This is a genomic window from Flavobacterium sp., from assembly GCF_052437795.1.
Classification (GTDB): Bacteria; Bacteroidota; Bacteroidia; order Flavobacteriales; family Flavobacteriaceae; genus Flavobacterium.
On sequence record NZ_JBQVPA010000005.1, the window covers coordinates 154,589 to 170,524 of the forward strand.

The 15,936-nt window shown below is 47.5% G+C and carries 8 protein-coding genes; 5 read left to right on the forward strand and 3 right to left on the reverse strand.

All coding sequences use genetic code 11. The annotated features are described in order from the left end of the window. The first annotated feature begins 2 nt into the window (after positions 1-2). The 5 genes from ACT6R0_RS16140 (at position 3) to ACT6R0_RS16160 (ending at position 7,253) form a co-directional block, all read left to right on the forward strand. On the forward strand, positions 3-1,478 hold the full coding sequence (locus ACT6R0_RS16140; RefSeq protein WP_444654711.1) for a RagB/SusD family nutrient uptake outer membrane protein: 1,476 nt from the start codon (positions 3-5) through the stop codon (positions 1,476-1,478). A gap of 83 nt (positions 1,479-1,561) precedes the next feature. Continuing rightward, on the forward strand, positions 1,562-2,620 hold the full coding sequence (locus ACT6R0_RS16145; protein WP_444654712.1) for a glycoside hydrolase family 130 protein: 1,059 nt from the start codon (positions 1,562-1,564) through the stop codon (positions 2,618-2,620). Next, positions 2,620-3,912 carry an MFS transporter gene (locus ACT6R0_RS16150; RefSeq protein ID WP_444654714.1) on the forward strand — a complete coding sequence of 431 codons (1,293 nt, stop codon included), beginning with the start codon at positions 2,620-2,622 and terminating at the stop codon, positions 3,910-3,912. The genes ACT6R0_RS16145 and ACT6R0_RS16150 overlap by 1 nt, the downstream gene beginning before the upstream one ends. A gap of 18 nt (positions 3,913-3,930) precedes the next feature. Beyond that, on the forward strand, positions 3,931-5,640 hold the full coding sequence (locus tag ACT6R0_RS16155) for a hypothetical protein (protein WP_444654715.1): 1,710 nt from the start codon (positions 3,931-3,933) through the stop codon (positions 5,638-5,640). Further along, a complete protein-coding gene (locus ACT6R0_RS16160; protein ID WP_444654716.1) occupies positions 5,640-7,253 on the forward strand; it encodes an alpha-glucosidase in 1,614 nt (537 codons plus the stop codon). The genes ACT6R0_RS16155 and ACT6R0_RS16160 overlap by 1 nt, the downstream gene beginning before the upstream one ends. On the opposite strand, the gene nhaA is transcribed toward ACT6R0_RS16160, so the two are convergent. From nhaA to ACT6R0_RS16175, 3 genes are all read right to left on the reverse strand, one after another. Continuing rightward, on the reverse strand, positions 7,250-8,425 hold the full coding sequence (nhaA, locus tag ACT6R0_RS16165) for a Na+/H+ antiporter NhaA (protein ID WP_444654717.1): 1,176 nt from the start codon (positions 8,423-8,425) through the stop codon (positions 7,250-7,252). The two genes, ACT6R0_RS16160 and nhaA, sit on opposite strands and share 4 nt — an antisense overlap. 85 nt (positions 8,426-8,510) lie before the next feature. Beyond that, on the reverse strand, positions 8,511-13,049 hold the full coding sequence (locus ACT6R0_RS16170) for a TonB-dependent receptor plug domain-containing protein (protein WP_444654718.1): 4,539 nt from the start codon (positions 13,047-13,049) through the stop codon (positions 8,511-8,513). 10 nt (positions 13,050-13,059) lie between these two features. Continuing rightward, the gene (locus ACT6R0_RS16175; protein ID WP_444654719.1) at positions 13,060-15,822 is read right to left on the reverse strand and encodes a carboxypeptidase-like regulatory domain-containing protein; all 2,763 of its coding nucleotides are present in this window, start codon (positions 15,820-15,822) and stop codon (positions 13,060-13,062) included. Positions 15,823-15,936: the final 114 nt, after the last annotated feature.

Sequence of the window (15,936 nt, forward strand, 5' to 3'; positions counted from 1 at the left end):
GTATGAAAAATTATATAAAAATTGGATTGCTTATAGGTGCTATAAGTATTGCAGGCTGTGAGGATGAACTTGACCAGACACCCGTAGGCGTTATGCCTATCGACCAAGCCGATACTACTCCGACACTGACAGGTATAGAGAATACAGTGCGCTCATCATACGACCTACTGTCCAATAGGCTAAATATACTTGGTAACTGGGACTGGACCAATGGATTAGTATTTCAAAATGATTATGTGTTACAGGACATTGCATCTGATGACATGGAAAAGAAATGGAGTCCTGATGGCGACCAGCCATGGATGGATGACATTAATAATTTTACATTCACTTCAGAAAACGGTGGGCCAAACGGATTATGGAAATATAACTATGAGGCCATAAAGAGGCTGAACATAGCCATTGAACACCTCGTAAAGCCGGATATTGAGGCAATAACCGGAATAACTACAGAAAGGAAAAACCAGTTATTAGGCGAAGCCTATTTTTTAAGGTCCTACTATTACTTTTCACTGGTAACTAATTTTGGAGATGTGGCCCTGATACTATCTCCGGTTAAAACTTTTGAGGAGGCGTTTGAGGTTGCTGTGCGGGTACCGAAAGAACAGGTATGGGAACAGATAAAAGCTGACCTTGTACTTTCGGCTGGGTTGCTTCCTAACAGCAAATATTCTTCTGAAACCGAAAAATGGCGTGTACCAAAAGGAGCTGCCATCGCGTTGCTGGCAAAATCAGAGCTGTATACCGAAAACTGGTCGGCTGTACCGGGATTGGTAGATCAGCTACCGGGTCTTGGTTATGCCTTGAACGACAATTATTTCCAAAACTTTACTGCCGAATATAATGATTCTGAAGTTATATTCTCGTATGACCATCAGACGAATGCTACTCCAAGGCGTGGTAATGGTATTTGTGCGCCCCTGGGCTGGGGCTTTTTTGCACCAAGTACCGACTTCCTGAACACTTTTGAAGAAAATGACCCAAGGTTGCTGTTAACCGTGAATGTGAGCGCCCAAAATGTAAACAAAATGCTTGGAAGCCTTAATGGTGCTAACAAAGGCAACGACGACGCTCCAAACAATAAAGTATACATACGCTATGCCGACGCATTGCTTTGGAAAGCCGAAGCACTGCTTAACAATAATGACCTTACCGGTGCAATTGCGATCATCAACCAGGTAAGGGAACGAGCAAGGACTACTGTAACTGCTGCCGGGGATTTTGCACCTGCGGGTACACTGCCGGACAGACCTGCATCCGGAGATGCCGCGACCATAAAAAATTGGCTTATCCACGAAAGAAGGGTGGAACTGGGCTTTGAGAACCAAAGGATGCTTGATCTGAAGCGTTGGGGCATTGCAAAACAAGTACTTATAGCACACGGAAAAAACTTTCAGGATAAGCATTACCTCTATCCTATACCACAAAAAGAGCGAGATGCTTCGGCGGGTACGCTTACACAAAATCCGGGATACTAAAACTTATTAAAATACGTGTTTGGGTTAGTGCCCGGGACTGTTCGTAATCAGACCGGGCTAACCTGATCACATTACCAATGCAAATGAAAGATCTGGCAAAACGCTTTCCACAAAACCCATTACTATCTCCGGCCGACCTTGCCCCAAGCAGGGACGGGCTCGAAATTACCTGCCTGCTTAACCCCGGCGTATTTACCTTTGAAGGAAAAACATGGCTTATAGTGCGCGTGGCAGAAAGGCCCAAACAGGCCGATAACGTGATCTCCTTCCCTATTCTGACCGATAACGGGAGCATAGAGATCAAGGAGATAAATACCAATGATCCCGACCTCATTGCTGATGACGCGAGGGTTATTAACTACAAAGGCGAGGATTACCTTACCACCCTGTCGCACCTGCGCCTGATGTGCAGTGATGACGGTATTAATTTTTATGAACCGGATGGCTACCCCGCGCTTGTAGGGGAAGGCATCATGGAGACATTTGGCATTGAGGATTGCCGCGTTGCCGAAATTGACGGCACATATTACCTCACATTTACTTCTGTTTCGCCAAATGGCGTAGGCGTTGGCCTGCGCACTACCAAAGACTGGAAGAACTTTGAGAAACACGGGCTTATATTCCCGGCGCACAATAAGGATTGCGCCATTTTTGAAGAGAAGATAAACGGCCTTTACTATGCCATACACCGCCCAAGCAGTGTTGACATAGGCGGCAACTATATATGGATCGCCTCATCGCCGGACGGCATTCACTGGGGCGGCCACAAATGTATTGTGAAAACCCGCAAAGGCCATTGGGACAGCAAGCGGGTAGGCGGTGGCGCTGCCCCGATAAGAACCGATAAAGGCTGGCTGGAAATATACCACGGCGCCAACGAGGCGCACCAGTATTGCCTGGGGGCGGTACTTTTGGACCTTAACGACCCTTCCGAAGTGCTGGCCCGTACCGAAGAGCCTATTATGAGGCCGCTGGAGGACTATGAGTTGAAAGGCTTTTTCGGGCATGTAGTGTTTACCAACGGGCACATCGTGGGACCGGACGGTAATACGGTGACGGTTTATTACGGCGCGGCAGACGAGTTTGTTTGCGCGGCGGAATTTTCTATTCAGGACATACTTTCACTTTTAAAATACGACTGATGCTGAAAAAACTAATTACAGAGGTCGACCATTTTAAAAGCCAGTCGCATAACTTTAAGATACTGGTCCTTACCAATTTGGTTTACGCATTGGTACAACCGGTGATCGACATATTCGTGGCGGCCTATATCATGCGGAACTCCGATGATACATCCATGGTGGTCACTTACCAGTTGGCTATTTATACGGGTATCCCTCTTACGTTCCTTATCAATGGATTTCTTTTAAGGTACGTGAGCATCAGGTTGCTGTACTCCATCGGCATGATGATGAGCGGTGTTTCGATGATCATTATGATGTCACTTACCACACTAACTATTGAAGGTATAGGAGTTGCCGGTATTACCATGGGGCTGTCCTTCGGACTCTACTGGGCCAACCGCGACTACTTGGCCATATATACCACCAATGACGACAACCGTAATTATTACTACGGCCTTGAGACGTTTTTTTATACCCTTATCGCCATCATTATCCCCGTAGCTATCGGTTGGTTTATCCAGTCGAAAAGCGGCGCGGAGGGCAAGCACGATGCTTATGTGATAATTACCTGCATTGTGTTCGTGATAACCATCTGTGCTTCGGCGGTATGCTTCAGGGGCAGGTTTGAGAATCCTGTACAAAAAAAATATATCTTCTTCAAATTCCACCCACTGTGGTACAAATTGCTTTCGCTTGCTTCCTTCAAAGGATTGGCACAGGGCTTTTTAGTAACTGCTCCCGCCATGCTCATCTTTAAGATACTGGGCGAGGAAGGAGCATTGGGCAACGCTCAATCTATCGGGGCGGTATTGGCGGCGATCATCATTTATTTTGTAGGGCGTTTCTCGAAACCATCCGACAGGATAAAGACCTTTACGGTGGGACTGGTGCTTTTTGCGATAGGCGCCTGCGCCAATGGGATCCTGTTCAATGAAACGGGTGTTATCGTGTTCCTGCTATTATTACTTATGGCAAAGCCACTCATGGACCTTGCCTACTATCCTATACAATTGCGCGTTATCGACATTGTATCGAAGATCGAAAGGCGCGGTGAGTTTGCGTATATACTTAACCACGAAGCCGGGTTGTATCTTGGCAGGCTATTGGGTGCGGGAACGTTCCTTATGCTGTTTTACTTTGTATCCGAAGACTTTGCGCTCCAGTATGCGGTGGCCATCATTGCCATACTGCAATTATGCTCTATATTCATCAGCAAGAATATCATTGCCCACGGCAACAGGATCGCGACCGAACCTGATACTGTGGAGCCTGAAAAGGTAATGGAGGAAGCAGCATCTAATTTAGTATAAAATATCATCTATCAAAAAATGAACAGTTTATTAAAAGCCTCTTTATTATTCGTATGTGCCTACAGCCTGCAGGCGCAGGTTAAACAAACTTCTATTCCCCGCGTTGACCAAATGCCGGACATGCCATCGCATTTTGAGATCATCGACTATAACAAGCTGTCTCACGACTTTAATACCGTTGTTTTCGACTTTAATGCCAAAGGAAAGCACTGGCCTATCGTATGGATGGACAAGTCGCAAAAGAATTTCCCACAGGATGTTGTGGGCATGTATACTGCCATGGGCGATGTAAGGCAGGGTCCTAACAATAACAAAGGCATGTTCCATGAAGCGCTGGCGAGCATGGGCGCAACTTACGGCGCTACGCTGGTGGGCATTGACAAGACAAAAGACCGTGGCCACAACTATGTTGCCATGCTGAAAAACTACTTTAACAGCGAGACCGGCTGGGACATCATGATGAACAACACCTGCCCCGAAGTGGCGCTGCTTGGCGGTGGCTATGGCCGCGACTGGTGGTATGATGTGTACCCCAACGTAATGTTCTTTGCCATTTATGAAAAATATCCCAATGAGCCGGGGCTTGAGCAGATGGCACGCAAGATTGCCGATAAATTTTATGAAGCGGACAAGATACTGAACGGCAATTACGACTATTCGTTCTTTGACTACGGCAAGATGCAGCCGATGAAGAACAATATTTGCGCACAGCCCGATGCGGCGGCAGGGCACGCATGGGTGTTGTATTCAGCCTATAAGAAATTCGGTGACAAGAAATACCTTGACGGGGCAATATCGGCGCTGAATGCGTTGCAGGCGCAGCCTGTAAACCCAACGTACGAATTGCTGATGCCTTTTGGAGCCTACCTTGCCGCAAGGATAAATGCTGAGCAAGGCAAAACCTACGACATTGACAAAATGCTTGCCTGGAGCTTTGACGGCACCGCGATTTGCCGTGAAGGCTGGGGTGTGCTGGTGGGCAACTGGAACGGCTATGACATATCGGGCACCGTGGGCAGCACGGTAGACCGCGGTGGCTACGGCTTCCTGATGAATACCTACGACATGGCATGGCCCATTGTACCTATGGCGCGTTACGACCAAAGATATGCCAACGCCATAGGCAAATGGATGCTGAACGCAGCCAATGCGTCAAAATTCTTTTATCCGCAATACATGCCGGATGAGCACGAAACCATACCGGAACTGGCCGATGCCGGCAAGAATGTAATTGCCTACGAAGGCATCATCAAACGCTCGAACATGGACCAGTACCAGCACGTTAAAGCCCCTGTTGCACAAGGCGATGGACCACTTTGGGTGCCGGGTCAAAATCCGCCGGAATCACAACTGAGCGTTTATGGCAGCGGGCACGTAGGGATATTTGGCAGCATTATAAAAAAAACAGATGTTGAAGGGATACTGCAGCTTGACCTGTTGGCGACCGACTCGTTCCATGACAAAGCGTATCCTTCCTATTTGTACTACAACCCGCACGGGGATACAAAAACCATTACTATAAAAACCAGAAAGGGCAAAAAGGTTGACCTGTATGATACCGTTTCGGGCAAATTCATTGCAAAGAACGTGAGATCATCAGCAAAAGTGTCCATCCCTGCAAAAGGGTCGGCTGTTATTGTAATGGTCCCCACTAAAGGCAAAGTGACCCACTCGGGTTCGAAAATGCTGGTGAACAATGTAGTGGTTGACTATAATGCACAAAAATAATGCGGTGCCCTTTCACCAATATAGTGATCCTGTTCATGGCATTTTGGGTTAATATTGCAAGTGCACAGGAAAAGAGTTGGTGGAAGGAAAGCGTATTTTATCAGATATACATGCCCAGTTACGCCGACAGCGGTGGGGACGGCTACGGCGACTTTAAGGGGATCACACAAAAGCTGGATCATCTTAAAGGACTGGGCATTTCTTGTATCTGGCTTACCCCTTTCCTTAAATCGCCCAAGGTAGATAACGGCTATGATGTAGCCGATTACTATGCCGTTGACCCTACTTACGGTACGCTGAACGATTTTAAAAACTTTTTAAAGGAAGCACATAACCGGGACATCAAAGTGATAATGGACATGGTGGTGAACCATACCTCAACCGAATGTGAATGGTTTAAGGAAGCACAAAGATCAAAGGACAACCCCTACCGTGATTACTACATTTGGAAAGACCAACCAAACAACTGGGGATCGTTCTTTGGCGGTACAGCCTGGCAGCTGGACAAAACCACCAACCAATATTACTACCATAAGTTTGATGTAACAATGGCCGACCTCAACTGGTCGAACCCAAAAGTTGTCGATGAAATTGAGAACGTACTGAAATTTTGGCTGGAGCTGGGTGTGGACGGATTTAGGTTTGATGTCATCAATTTTCTTACTACTGATGGGATTACGCAGAATAATCCAATGAAGGATGGTAATCAGGAGCATCGTTATGATATAGACCAGCCAGGCATAAAAAATGCGCTCAAGAAACTAAAAGCAGTTGTAAACAGCTATCCCGGACGCTTTACTGTGGGGGAAATAGGCAGTGATAAAATAGATGTGCTGAAGCAGTACCAGTCGCCCGAAATGATGGATGTGGTATTCAACTTTAACTTTGGGAGCATCCCGGAATTTTCGGCCCAAAAAATATTCAACGAGCTGCAAGCCATGGAGAAAGAAATGGCGGGCTATCCTACCCTTTTCTTTGGCAGCCATGACATGCCGCGGATGATAGACCGCCTGGCAGGAGGCGACAAGGATAGGGCTTTGGCTTTGGCCGCACTTATGCTTACAGCCAAAGGCGTTCCGTTCATTTACTATGGCGAAGAAATTGGCATGAAAAATATCGTTGCCAGATCGTATGATGATATTGTAGACATACAGGGCAAAACCCATTACAGGCTGGCAAAAGATAATGGTAAGACCGATGCCGAAGCCCTTAACATGGCCAATAACCACAACCGTGACAAGTCGCGAAGCCCGATGCAGTGGGACGCTTCCGCGAATGCGGGATTTACAACCGGCAAACCGTGGATTAGAGTACACTCTGACTACAAATCCATCAATGTAGCGGAACGATCTGCGGATAAAGCCTCGATCCTTAATGAATACAAAAAACTGATCGCACTGCGAAATAGTGAGCCTGTATTGCAGTACGGCAAATACACCCAATTGGAATTTGCCAATGACAGGATCACTTTTACCCGCAGCTATCAGGGCAGCAATATAACTGTCATTATCAATTTTGGAAAGATCCATGTCCCGGTCCTTCCGCCAAAAGCCATAATTTTAGCAGGAAATAAAAAAATGACCGCTAACAGTTACCTTGTTTACAAGCTTTAATCGCTTTTCCTCAACCTGCTTAACAGCAAATAGCCCGCAGCTCCAGCCAAAATCGAGGCTACGAGTATGGCAAACTTAGCTTCATCCTGGTGGGCAGCATTGTCCTCAAACGAGAGCAGTGCAATGAATATCGACATGGTAAACCCTATCCCGCCCAACAAGCCCAGCCCGAGTATATGCATCCAGTTGGTATTTTCCGGAAGCTCGCAAATTTTCGTTTTTACTGATAGATACGACATCAGGAAAATGCCAACAGGCTTACCTAAAAATAAGCCCAGCACTATCCCTAAGCCAAGGCTGCCTGTCAGCCCCTCTACCATGCCGCTTTCGAAAGTGATGTTGGTGTTGGCCAATGCGAATATCGGCATGATGATAAAGTTGACGGGGCGGGTAAGGAAATGTTCCAGCTTTTCCAGTGGCGACTCTTCATCAGTTTCATTGGTGGGCAGGGTTATGGCCGTAAGCACACCGGCAATGGTGGCGTGTATGCCCGAATGGTGAATGAAATACCACATTACGGCGCCGGGGAGCAAGTAGGCAAGTATGTTTTTCACCCCCGATCTGTTGAGGATGATCTGGAAAATGAATATTCCCGCGGCATAGCCAAGGTAGTCAAAGTGCATTTCTGACGAATAGAATATCGCGATGACCAGGATCGCCATAAGGTCGTCTGCAATGGCCAGCGCGGCAAGGAATATTTTTAAACCCGAAGGAACCCTGTTCCCCAATAGCGATAATATCCCCAAAGCAAAAGCAATATCGGTAGCCATGGGTATGCCCCAGCCTTTGGCATATACGGGACTGCTGCCGTTAAACAGGGTATAAATTACCGCCGGCACTGCCACCCCGCCAATAGCTGCCAGGACGGGCAGCGCGGCCTTTCGGGCAGATGAAAGTTCGCCCTCCACTATCTCCCTTTTTATCTCGAGGCCAACAAGGAGGAAGAAAACCGCCATGAACCCGTCGTTTATCCATAACAGGACAGGATAACGCAGGTGGATGTCTCCGGTTTCAAAACCTATTGTTGTATTGAGCAGGGAAGAGAACCATCCTGCCGCACCGGAATTGGCAATGATGAGCGATAGCGCCACGCAAAGCAGCAGCAGGATACCGCCCGCCGAACTTGATCTGAAAAAATGGGAGAATACTTTTAAATTGATGCCTTTTGCCATATTTACAAAGTTAAGGCTCCGAAACCTTTGAAACAAGAAAAATCGGGCGGCCCAATGCTAAGCCGCCCGAAAACCCACCCTTAAATTATTCTGTTACTTCTACAGCAAGGCCGCTGTTCCAGTTCTTGTGCTCATTGTTGTAATACAGGTAGGCCGATGAGGCAATACCCAGATACTGCCCCGGCACCTGCGCCTTCAGGTCAATATTTATCTTCCGCGTTTCCTTAGGCCCCATCTGCCTGAAGTACAGTACCAGTTCGCTGCCAAATATCTCATAGTAGTCCACCACCTCTTTTTCCACCAGTTCCTTCAGCTGCCATGGTTCGGGCGACATCCCTCCCGGTATCCCGATGCGTACCAGCGGATTGTTCACCACATTTCTTGAAGCATTGGTCACCTCAGCATGCATCCTGGCGGTTTCGCTTATTTTAACTTTTGCGGTACTCAGCGATGTTTTCAGCTCAAGCAGGCATTCGGGTGAATTATTAGGCACATAACTCATGTGATCCACATAAAACAGGAACGGTACCATCCTGCCCTCCTCTATGATTACGCTAAAGCTGTTCTTTCCTGTGGCAATATTCTCTGTGGTATTTACCGCGATGTTACCCGAGGCATCAAACCCGGTATTGAGAGTTGTGCCGTTCACTACAGCTTTCACTTCGGGCTGCGATGGCGTATGCTGTGCGATCTTGGCGAATGAAGTAACCGCCTTCAGTGCCAGTGCTGTGGCCTGCGTAGAGCCGAAGCCTCCCCTGTTCTTGCACGACTGGATGTGATCGAGCGCGGCGAGCAGCTGCTGTGTGACCTTGCCTTCCTTCATGATGGCCAGGGCATAGAGCGACAGCCATTCTACCGTTTGCGATGTACCGTAGCTATGTACTACCGTTTGCTCTACTTTTATTTTGTTGTAGTCTTTACCGTCTGTATCCTGCCTGATAATGCCCATCAGTTTTTTATACATTGGGATATCACCAAGGTTATAAGCTGATAATGCCATGAGCGACATCCGGTACACATCGCGGCTGTCCTGTGCTTCGGCAAGCGCGGCCTGGTATTCTTTTTCAAAACCCTTTTCACCAGTTTCCGAAAGTACATATACAATGTAGGCATTGTTCACTACATCTTTTATCGACGAAAATCCATACTTGCCCTGGTGTTGCTTAAAGCCGCCTTTGCCATCCTTACGGGAGTTGAGCCATTTTACAGAGCGCTTTACAAGATCTGTATCAATATCAATAAAACCCTTCATTTCATGGAACTGCAGGAGCCCGTAAGCCGTGAGCGCCTCATGCCCAGGATCGCCGCCATACCATTCAAAGCCTCCGCCTTTTGACTCATAATCCTTCAGCTTTTTGTAGCCGTTCTCCAGATAGCCCATTGCCCTTTTACGGAAATCCGCATCCATGCCCCCTTTCGCATCAAGCAGCTGCAAAGCCATGATGTTGGGATAATTGGACGATGACACCTGTTCAAAGCATCCTGACGGTTCCCGAAGCATCGATTCCAATCCGTTGGAAAGTTCGTTGTACGGGTTCACTATAAACTTCAGGCCCGACTTCAGGCTGTTTTCCAAAGGCTTTGCTATGGTAAAACTACCCGAAGTACTTTTGGTGCCTGAAAATGCAACGCTCACAGGGAAGCCCTTGCCATATACATCAACAGGCTTTTCAATGGTGGAAGTATGGCTGCCCGACGTTATTTTTACTTTTACGGTCAAGGCATTACCGGTTTTTATCACGGTTACAGGAAAATATACGGTGCGTGCCTCATGAACATCGAGGGTAATGCTTTGCCTTTCGGCGGAAGCGCTAAAGTGTGGATCGCTTTCCAAAACAGCTTCGATCGTGATCGCTTTTTCCGAATTGTTCTTAAGCCACAGCGGTATCTTTATAATATCTTCTACAGTGGCATACAGTGGCAGCTTAAGGTCCGACTGCAGGGCTTCCATCACGGTATACGATCGCTTAGCCTGCCCAAGATCGCCTTTACCCGAAGTGCCCTCAGCAACTATGGTAAAAGTGGTCGTATCGTCTGAATTATAGTAATCAAACTTGGCCCTGCCTTCAGCATTGGTCTGCACCGTAGCATTCCAGTAAAGGCAGTTCCTGAAGTCGGTTTTCTCATCTGTCTCCGTAGTTTTGTATACGGGCACATAGAAAGTTGCGGGCACCGAGAGTTTTTTGGAATTATTCCTTGCAATGTTACGATAGCTGTAACGGTTGGTCTTACTGAGCATTATGCCATTGCCACCGTTATAGCGGCTGGTCCTGACTATAATAACGCCATTTGCCCCGCGATTGCCATATATGGCTGTTGCCCCCGCGTCTTTAAGTATTGATATCGATTCGATGCTTTGTGGCGACAGGCTCCTGAAATTATCAGCGCTCAGGGGTACACCGTCTATGACGAACAGGGGTTCAACAGCACCGTTAAGAGAACCATAGCCCCGTAATATAACCGTGCTGTTGGCTCCAGGCTGCCCCGAACCTGTAGAGATCGTAAGGCCTGCTACCTGTCCCTGAAGGGTTTGCATGAAGGAAGCATTGGGCCTGCCTTCGATAGTTTTTGAGGTAACTGTAGTAACAGCTACATTAGAAAGGGCGCGTGATGTTGACCTGTACCCAACGACAACTACCTCATTAAGTTCGTTACTATCCGATTCCAGGCTTAGCGCCGCTACCTGCTGCTGCACTTCGGGCGGTACGTTCTTTGGCCTTTCCAGTGGCGCAATTTCCCTGCTTTCGGCAGCAGCCAGCTTTAAAGAGCCCTTGCGCCCTGCCACTTCCTTAAGGTCGGTAACCGAGTTTTTTATAGTATACTCCCTATTTTTCCTGCCCTCGGCTACCAGCCACGCATCCCTTTCAAAATGGGTGCGGGTAAACTTGAAATAACCCTCCTTGTTGCTATAGGTCTCATATACTTTGCCCGTATCGGCGAACAGGTATACTTTCAATGCGGCGGGCCTGCCTTTATTGTCCAGCACAAATCCCTCCACATCCGAACTTTTCTCGGGTATGGCCGCGGCCTGCTTTCCGTTAAACACATTTACCTCATCTTGCGCGTAGCGCCTCCAGCCGTGGGTATTAATGAGCAGGTCGAGCGCGGCCAGCCTTTTCTCCAACGATTCTTTTTCATCAAAATAAAATCGTGGCTCGTGGATGCTGCCTTTCAGTTCATGGCCAAAAAACATCCAGGTAAGGAGGTTATACTGCTTATCATCAATGTAGCTCAAGATCTTTTCATCCGCCACCGAAACGGAAAGGCTCGACGCTATGGGCTTGCCATCCTTATCTTTGGTCATTACCGATACGTTGACTTTTTCCCTTGGCAGGTATTGTTCCTTATCGGTTTTAAGCTCGATCTTCAGTCCGTCTTTATAATTGATGAACACGAGCCTTTCAGCGACTATCTTATCATTTACAATTAACGATACCGCATACATTCCCGTAGGCAGGCCTCTACTATTAACTTTCAGCTCGTTGTACCCTTCGGATGCTTTTATGGTTAAAGATCCATGTTTATTATCGCCATTACGCAGCACTATCTCACATTTTTCCGTTGTGGGCGAGTATATTCCTATTTGCAATTCATCTGCATTTTGCTTAACTGTAAAACTATAGCCCGCAGTAAGCGCAGCAGGTAATACATATTTATTTTTCGCTTCGAAAGGCGAGGTAATTACGGCTGAGTACAGTTTGCCTGTCCCCGGCGTAAAGGCAACCTTCCCCATCCCATCATAAAAGCTGGCAAAGTCGGCTACCCTGTTGCCATACTGGTCAACTATATAACCTGCCACATCCAATGGCTTTCCAAACTCATTCTTAGCAATAAAAAAGATGTTTGATGGCTGCCCCGCGATGTAGTTGCCACTTTCGGGCAAAAACTGCAGGTCGGCAAAGTTGAGGCTTATGGGGATGGCCCGTGTAACCGATTCGCTTATACCATCATACTGTACCCGCAAGTTAACAATGCCGTCGTTGGACTGTAACGCTTCGGGCAGCCTGAACTTAATTACGGCTTTGCCATTGGCATCGGTAGTCCCGGATAGTTTACTAATATTTTTTCCCTCCACAAAAACATCATACTCAAACTTATGATTTGCTAGTGGCTTGTTATCGTTACTTTTCAGCGAAAGATCTGCTTCGCAGGTTTCGCCCGGCCCGTAGCCTTTTTTACGGAGATCGAGCGTCATCAGCAGGCGGTTCGCGGATACTTTCTGTACAAAAAAACTCTTTTCAAAAGCCGGTTCACCCAGCTGCTCCTGCAATTTGGTATAGGCTTTAAGGCGGTACATTCCCCCGGGATGGTTGGCCGTTAGCGTAAATGAACCTGATCCCCCACCCTGAGCCACGATGTAGCATTGGGTGTCGAGTTTTTTGCCCGCGCTGTCATAAATTTCAACATATACGTAGTCGCTTTGCTGTGTGGGACTGTTGTCGGCACTGGTAACATACAGCTTGTAAAAAACGGTCTCCTCCGGCAGGTACAGCACATTGTTGAGGTGGGCATATACTTTTTCCGACTGCTGCTGTTTGTAAAAAGCTTTTAAATATGAATGATCAGCCTGCGCCGAAGCACAATTGGCTATTAAAAAAAATATGATGGTTGCTAAAGTTCTCATGCTTGAAATTTTAAAATTTTACTGCTACCGAAAGCCCGTACATCCGTTGCAGGGGCGCGTTGAAATAATCCAGCCCGGAAGTATCGGCCGAATTGAACAGCGTATTGTTGGCGAAGGCCGTATCACTTTTGGAAAGGATGAACACATTGTTGACAAATACCGAGACTACCAGTCCCAACGAACTTTTGCCATAAGGTATCCGCCCATTGTATCCAACCGAAATATTGTGCAGCCTGAAGAAGGTAGCATCTTCAATGGCATCCTCGGCTACGCCGCCCACACCATAGCGCACCCAACGGTTTTGCTCCACGGGCAGCGAAGGGTCATAAAAGCTTACCGGTTGAGTGTTGGGCTGTCCGGTTTGCGTAACGCCATTAAACACATAGCCCGTAACATCGCGCTGCTGTGCAGTGCCCTGCGACACCCCGTAATGATCCAGCGTTTGCGAAGTGCCGTTCCACAGGTCACCGCCTTTGCTCCAGTCGAAACCCACCCTTACATAGAGATCCTTGTAATTGGCCTGGGTGCTAAGGCCCAGTACAAAATCGGGGTTGGGGTCGCCGATAACGGCAGGCGACCCGGCCACCAACGGAAAGCCATCAGTACCAATTACCTTATTACCATAAGCATCCCTTTCGTAAACACTCCCTACAATGGCACCGACCGGCTGTCCTTCGATATAGTTTTTATTGACATCGGCAAAGCCCGCAAAAGGAAGGCGATCCAGGTTGCGCGACAAGCCGGTAACTTTGTTCTCATATGCTGTGAAATGAAGGTCGTGCGAAAAACTGAAGCGTTCGCGGTCATTTCGGGGATGATCATACAATACCGAAAACTCCAATCCCTTTTGCTCATAGTTTACAGAAGGAAGCCATGAGAACGTACCTCCGGTATTTAGCGGGGCATACATGTCGGCCACTTTCTTTTGGTAGAGTTCCAGGTTCATGCGTAACGGCCAATTATCGTAGCTAATACCAGCAGTATATACTTTTTCACGGGTCGTTGTGGTAGCATTCGGTGCAAAGAGTTCCTGATGGTTGCGCATCAGTTTAAGATCTTCAAGTGAATATGCCAGGCTATTAAAGTAAAGGTTGTTGTTTTGAATGATGGGCTCATACTGGCGCGCTATTGCGCTTCCGTACAGGCTAAGCCGCCTGAAAAGAAGATCGTTCCACCTGAAATTACCCGATAAACCACCATAAACCATGCCTGTGTACGTAGAAGATGCAGCAAAATTCCCACCTACGGATACCTTCAGTTCATCGTCATACCCCACAATTTCACGGAGATTATGAGCTAAATTCAGGTTCAGCGCGGCCTCTGCCCTGTCCTGAGTTTTTGAAAGAGTATATTGATCATTGGCTGCTCCCGGATAGCTTTCGGGGCCATCGAAACCCAGGCCGTATTGCCTGCTGAGATCTCTTTGCTGGTATTTTAAATTCAGTCCTGCACCAAACTTGGTATGGTCCTGATCGTCATATTCAAAAGCATCCTCAATGGATAACAGCGAATATTTTTCTCTCCTGTCGGTATAGTCCGGCACTGCGACTTGCGCCGCGAGCGGAATGTTGCCCCCGGTAGTGCGCCTATCCGAATATTGCGACAGCAACCGAAGGTCATTGGTTAACCGGTCATTCACATACCAGTCTGATACTGAAAGCGACATTGCCGTATTTTCGCTGGCATCACGGTTATTTTGCAACAGGTAATACGGATTATTTTCCAGCCGGCTAAAGCTGCACGGCGTACCGTCCGGTAACACTATTCCTGCATTGTTGTCAAAATGCGGGGGGGTAACGGCATTGGCAAAAACGGCTTTATTATGTACAAAATTGGCATTGCTCAGCTTGTCTTCGAAGCGATTAAAATTGAAAGTGCCGTTAAAGCGGTGGTTGTTATGGTTCCTGCTGTAGGACAGTGTAGTTGCAAGGTCATTGTTCTTCACTTCCGGCAGGTTGCCTGTCGCGCTCCTGTAGGTTAAGTTCAGCTTCAGGTCGCCTTTTTGATGCATGTCCAGCCTGGCGGTAAAGGAGGTCTTGTTCTCTGTCGATGTACGGAAAAAACCGTTAGCCCCAAAAACAGGTATACGGCTGCCGATACCCGGTACAATGTCGCCGCCGGGATACCATGGCGTTGCGTTATCACTAATGTGCAACGTGCTTAGCTGCGGGCCCCAACTGAAAATTTCGTTGGTTTCCGGCCCGCGGTAAGCCAACTCCCCCCCAATGCTGCGGCCCTGAGCAAAACGGTTTTGGAAACTGCGCTCCCGCATGGGCACACCGGCAAGAAATTCGGTATACAGGTCTATGTAGAGCCTGGTCTTATCATGCCCGTTCACAAAGCTGTATACATTATTACCATCTTTCTTTATGTTGACAACGTCCTGAAGGTAATAAGTGTTATTTGAGTAGGATGCCGTGCCCGATGGTCCTGTGGCCTGTAGGGTATCATTTTCCTCTTTGATGCTGTGGGCAAAATCATTGCTCAATATGGGCTGCACTTCCTCATTGCCAAACGGACGTCCGCTGCCCTGCGTAATTTTTACATAACGCGTCTGCATGCCGATATAGCTAATCTCGAGTTCCTGGCCAACGCGTACCTTTATGTCATAATTACCATCGAAGTCACTTTGAACGCAGGTATTTGTTCCCCGAATGCAAATGTTCACGCCGGGTATTGGCATTCCCATGTCATCCGTCAAAACTCCCGAATAATTCACGATCTGGCTGTAACCTGAAAATGAAAAGAAAAATAAAAGTAAAAGATATCTCATGTGGCTGGCTTTACACATAAGGATAGCATTATCATGAAAAAGGTTGGAAATGGACGCGTAAATAAATTTTGAGTTTAATTATACCTCATCAATAACTCCACTAATACCCTAGCG

What these genes read in the sequence shown, in the direction of transcription:
- ACT6R0_RS16140 (WP_444654711.1), top strand. Translation starts at nt 3, where the DNA reads ATGAAAAATTATATAAAAATTGGATTGCTTATAGGTGCTATAAGTATT.
- ACT6R0_RS16145 (WP_444654712.1), top strand. Translation starts at nt 1,562, where the DNA reads ATGAAAGATCTGGCAAAACGCTTTCCACAAAACCCATTACTATCTCCG.
- ACT6R0_RS16150 (WP_444654714.1), top strand. Translation starts at nt 2,620, where the DNA reads ATGCTGAAAAAACTAATTACAGAGGTCGACCATTTTAAAAGCCAGTCG.
- ACT6R0_RS16155 (WP_444654715.1), top strand. Translation starts at nt 3,931, where the DNA reads ATGAACAGTTTATTAAAAGCCTCTTTATTATTCGTATGTGCCTACAGC.
- ACT6R0_RS16160 (WP_444654716.1), top strand. Translation starts at nt 5,640, where the DNA reads ATGCGGTGCCCTTTCACCAATATAGTGATCCTGTTCATGGCATTTTGG.
- nhaA (WP_444654717.1), bottom strand. Translation starts at nt 8,425, where the DNA reads ATGGCAAAAGGCATCAATTTAAAAGTATTCTCCCATTTTTTCAGATCA.
- ACT6R0_RS16170 (WP_444654718.1), bottom strand. Translation starts at nt 13,049, where the DNA reads ATGAGAACTTTAGCAACCATCATATTTTTTTTAATAGCCAATTGTGCT.
- ACT6R0_RS16175 (WP_444654719.1), bottom strand. Translation starts at nt 15,822, where the DNA reads ATGAGATATCTTTTACTTTTATTTTTCTTTTCATTTTCAGGTTACAGC.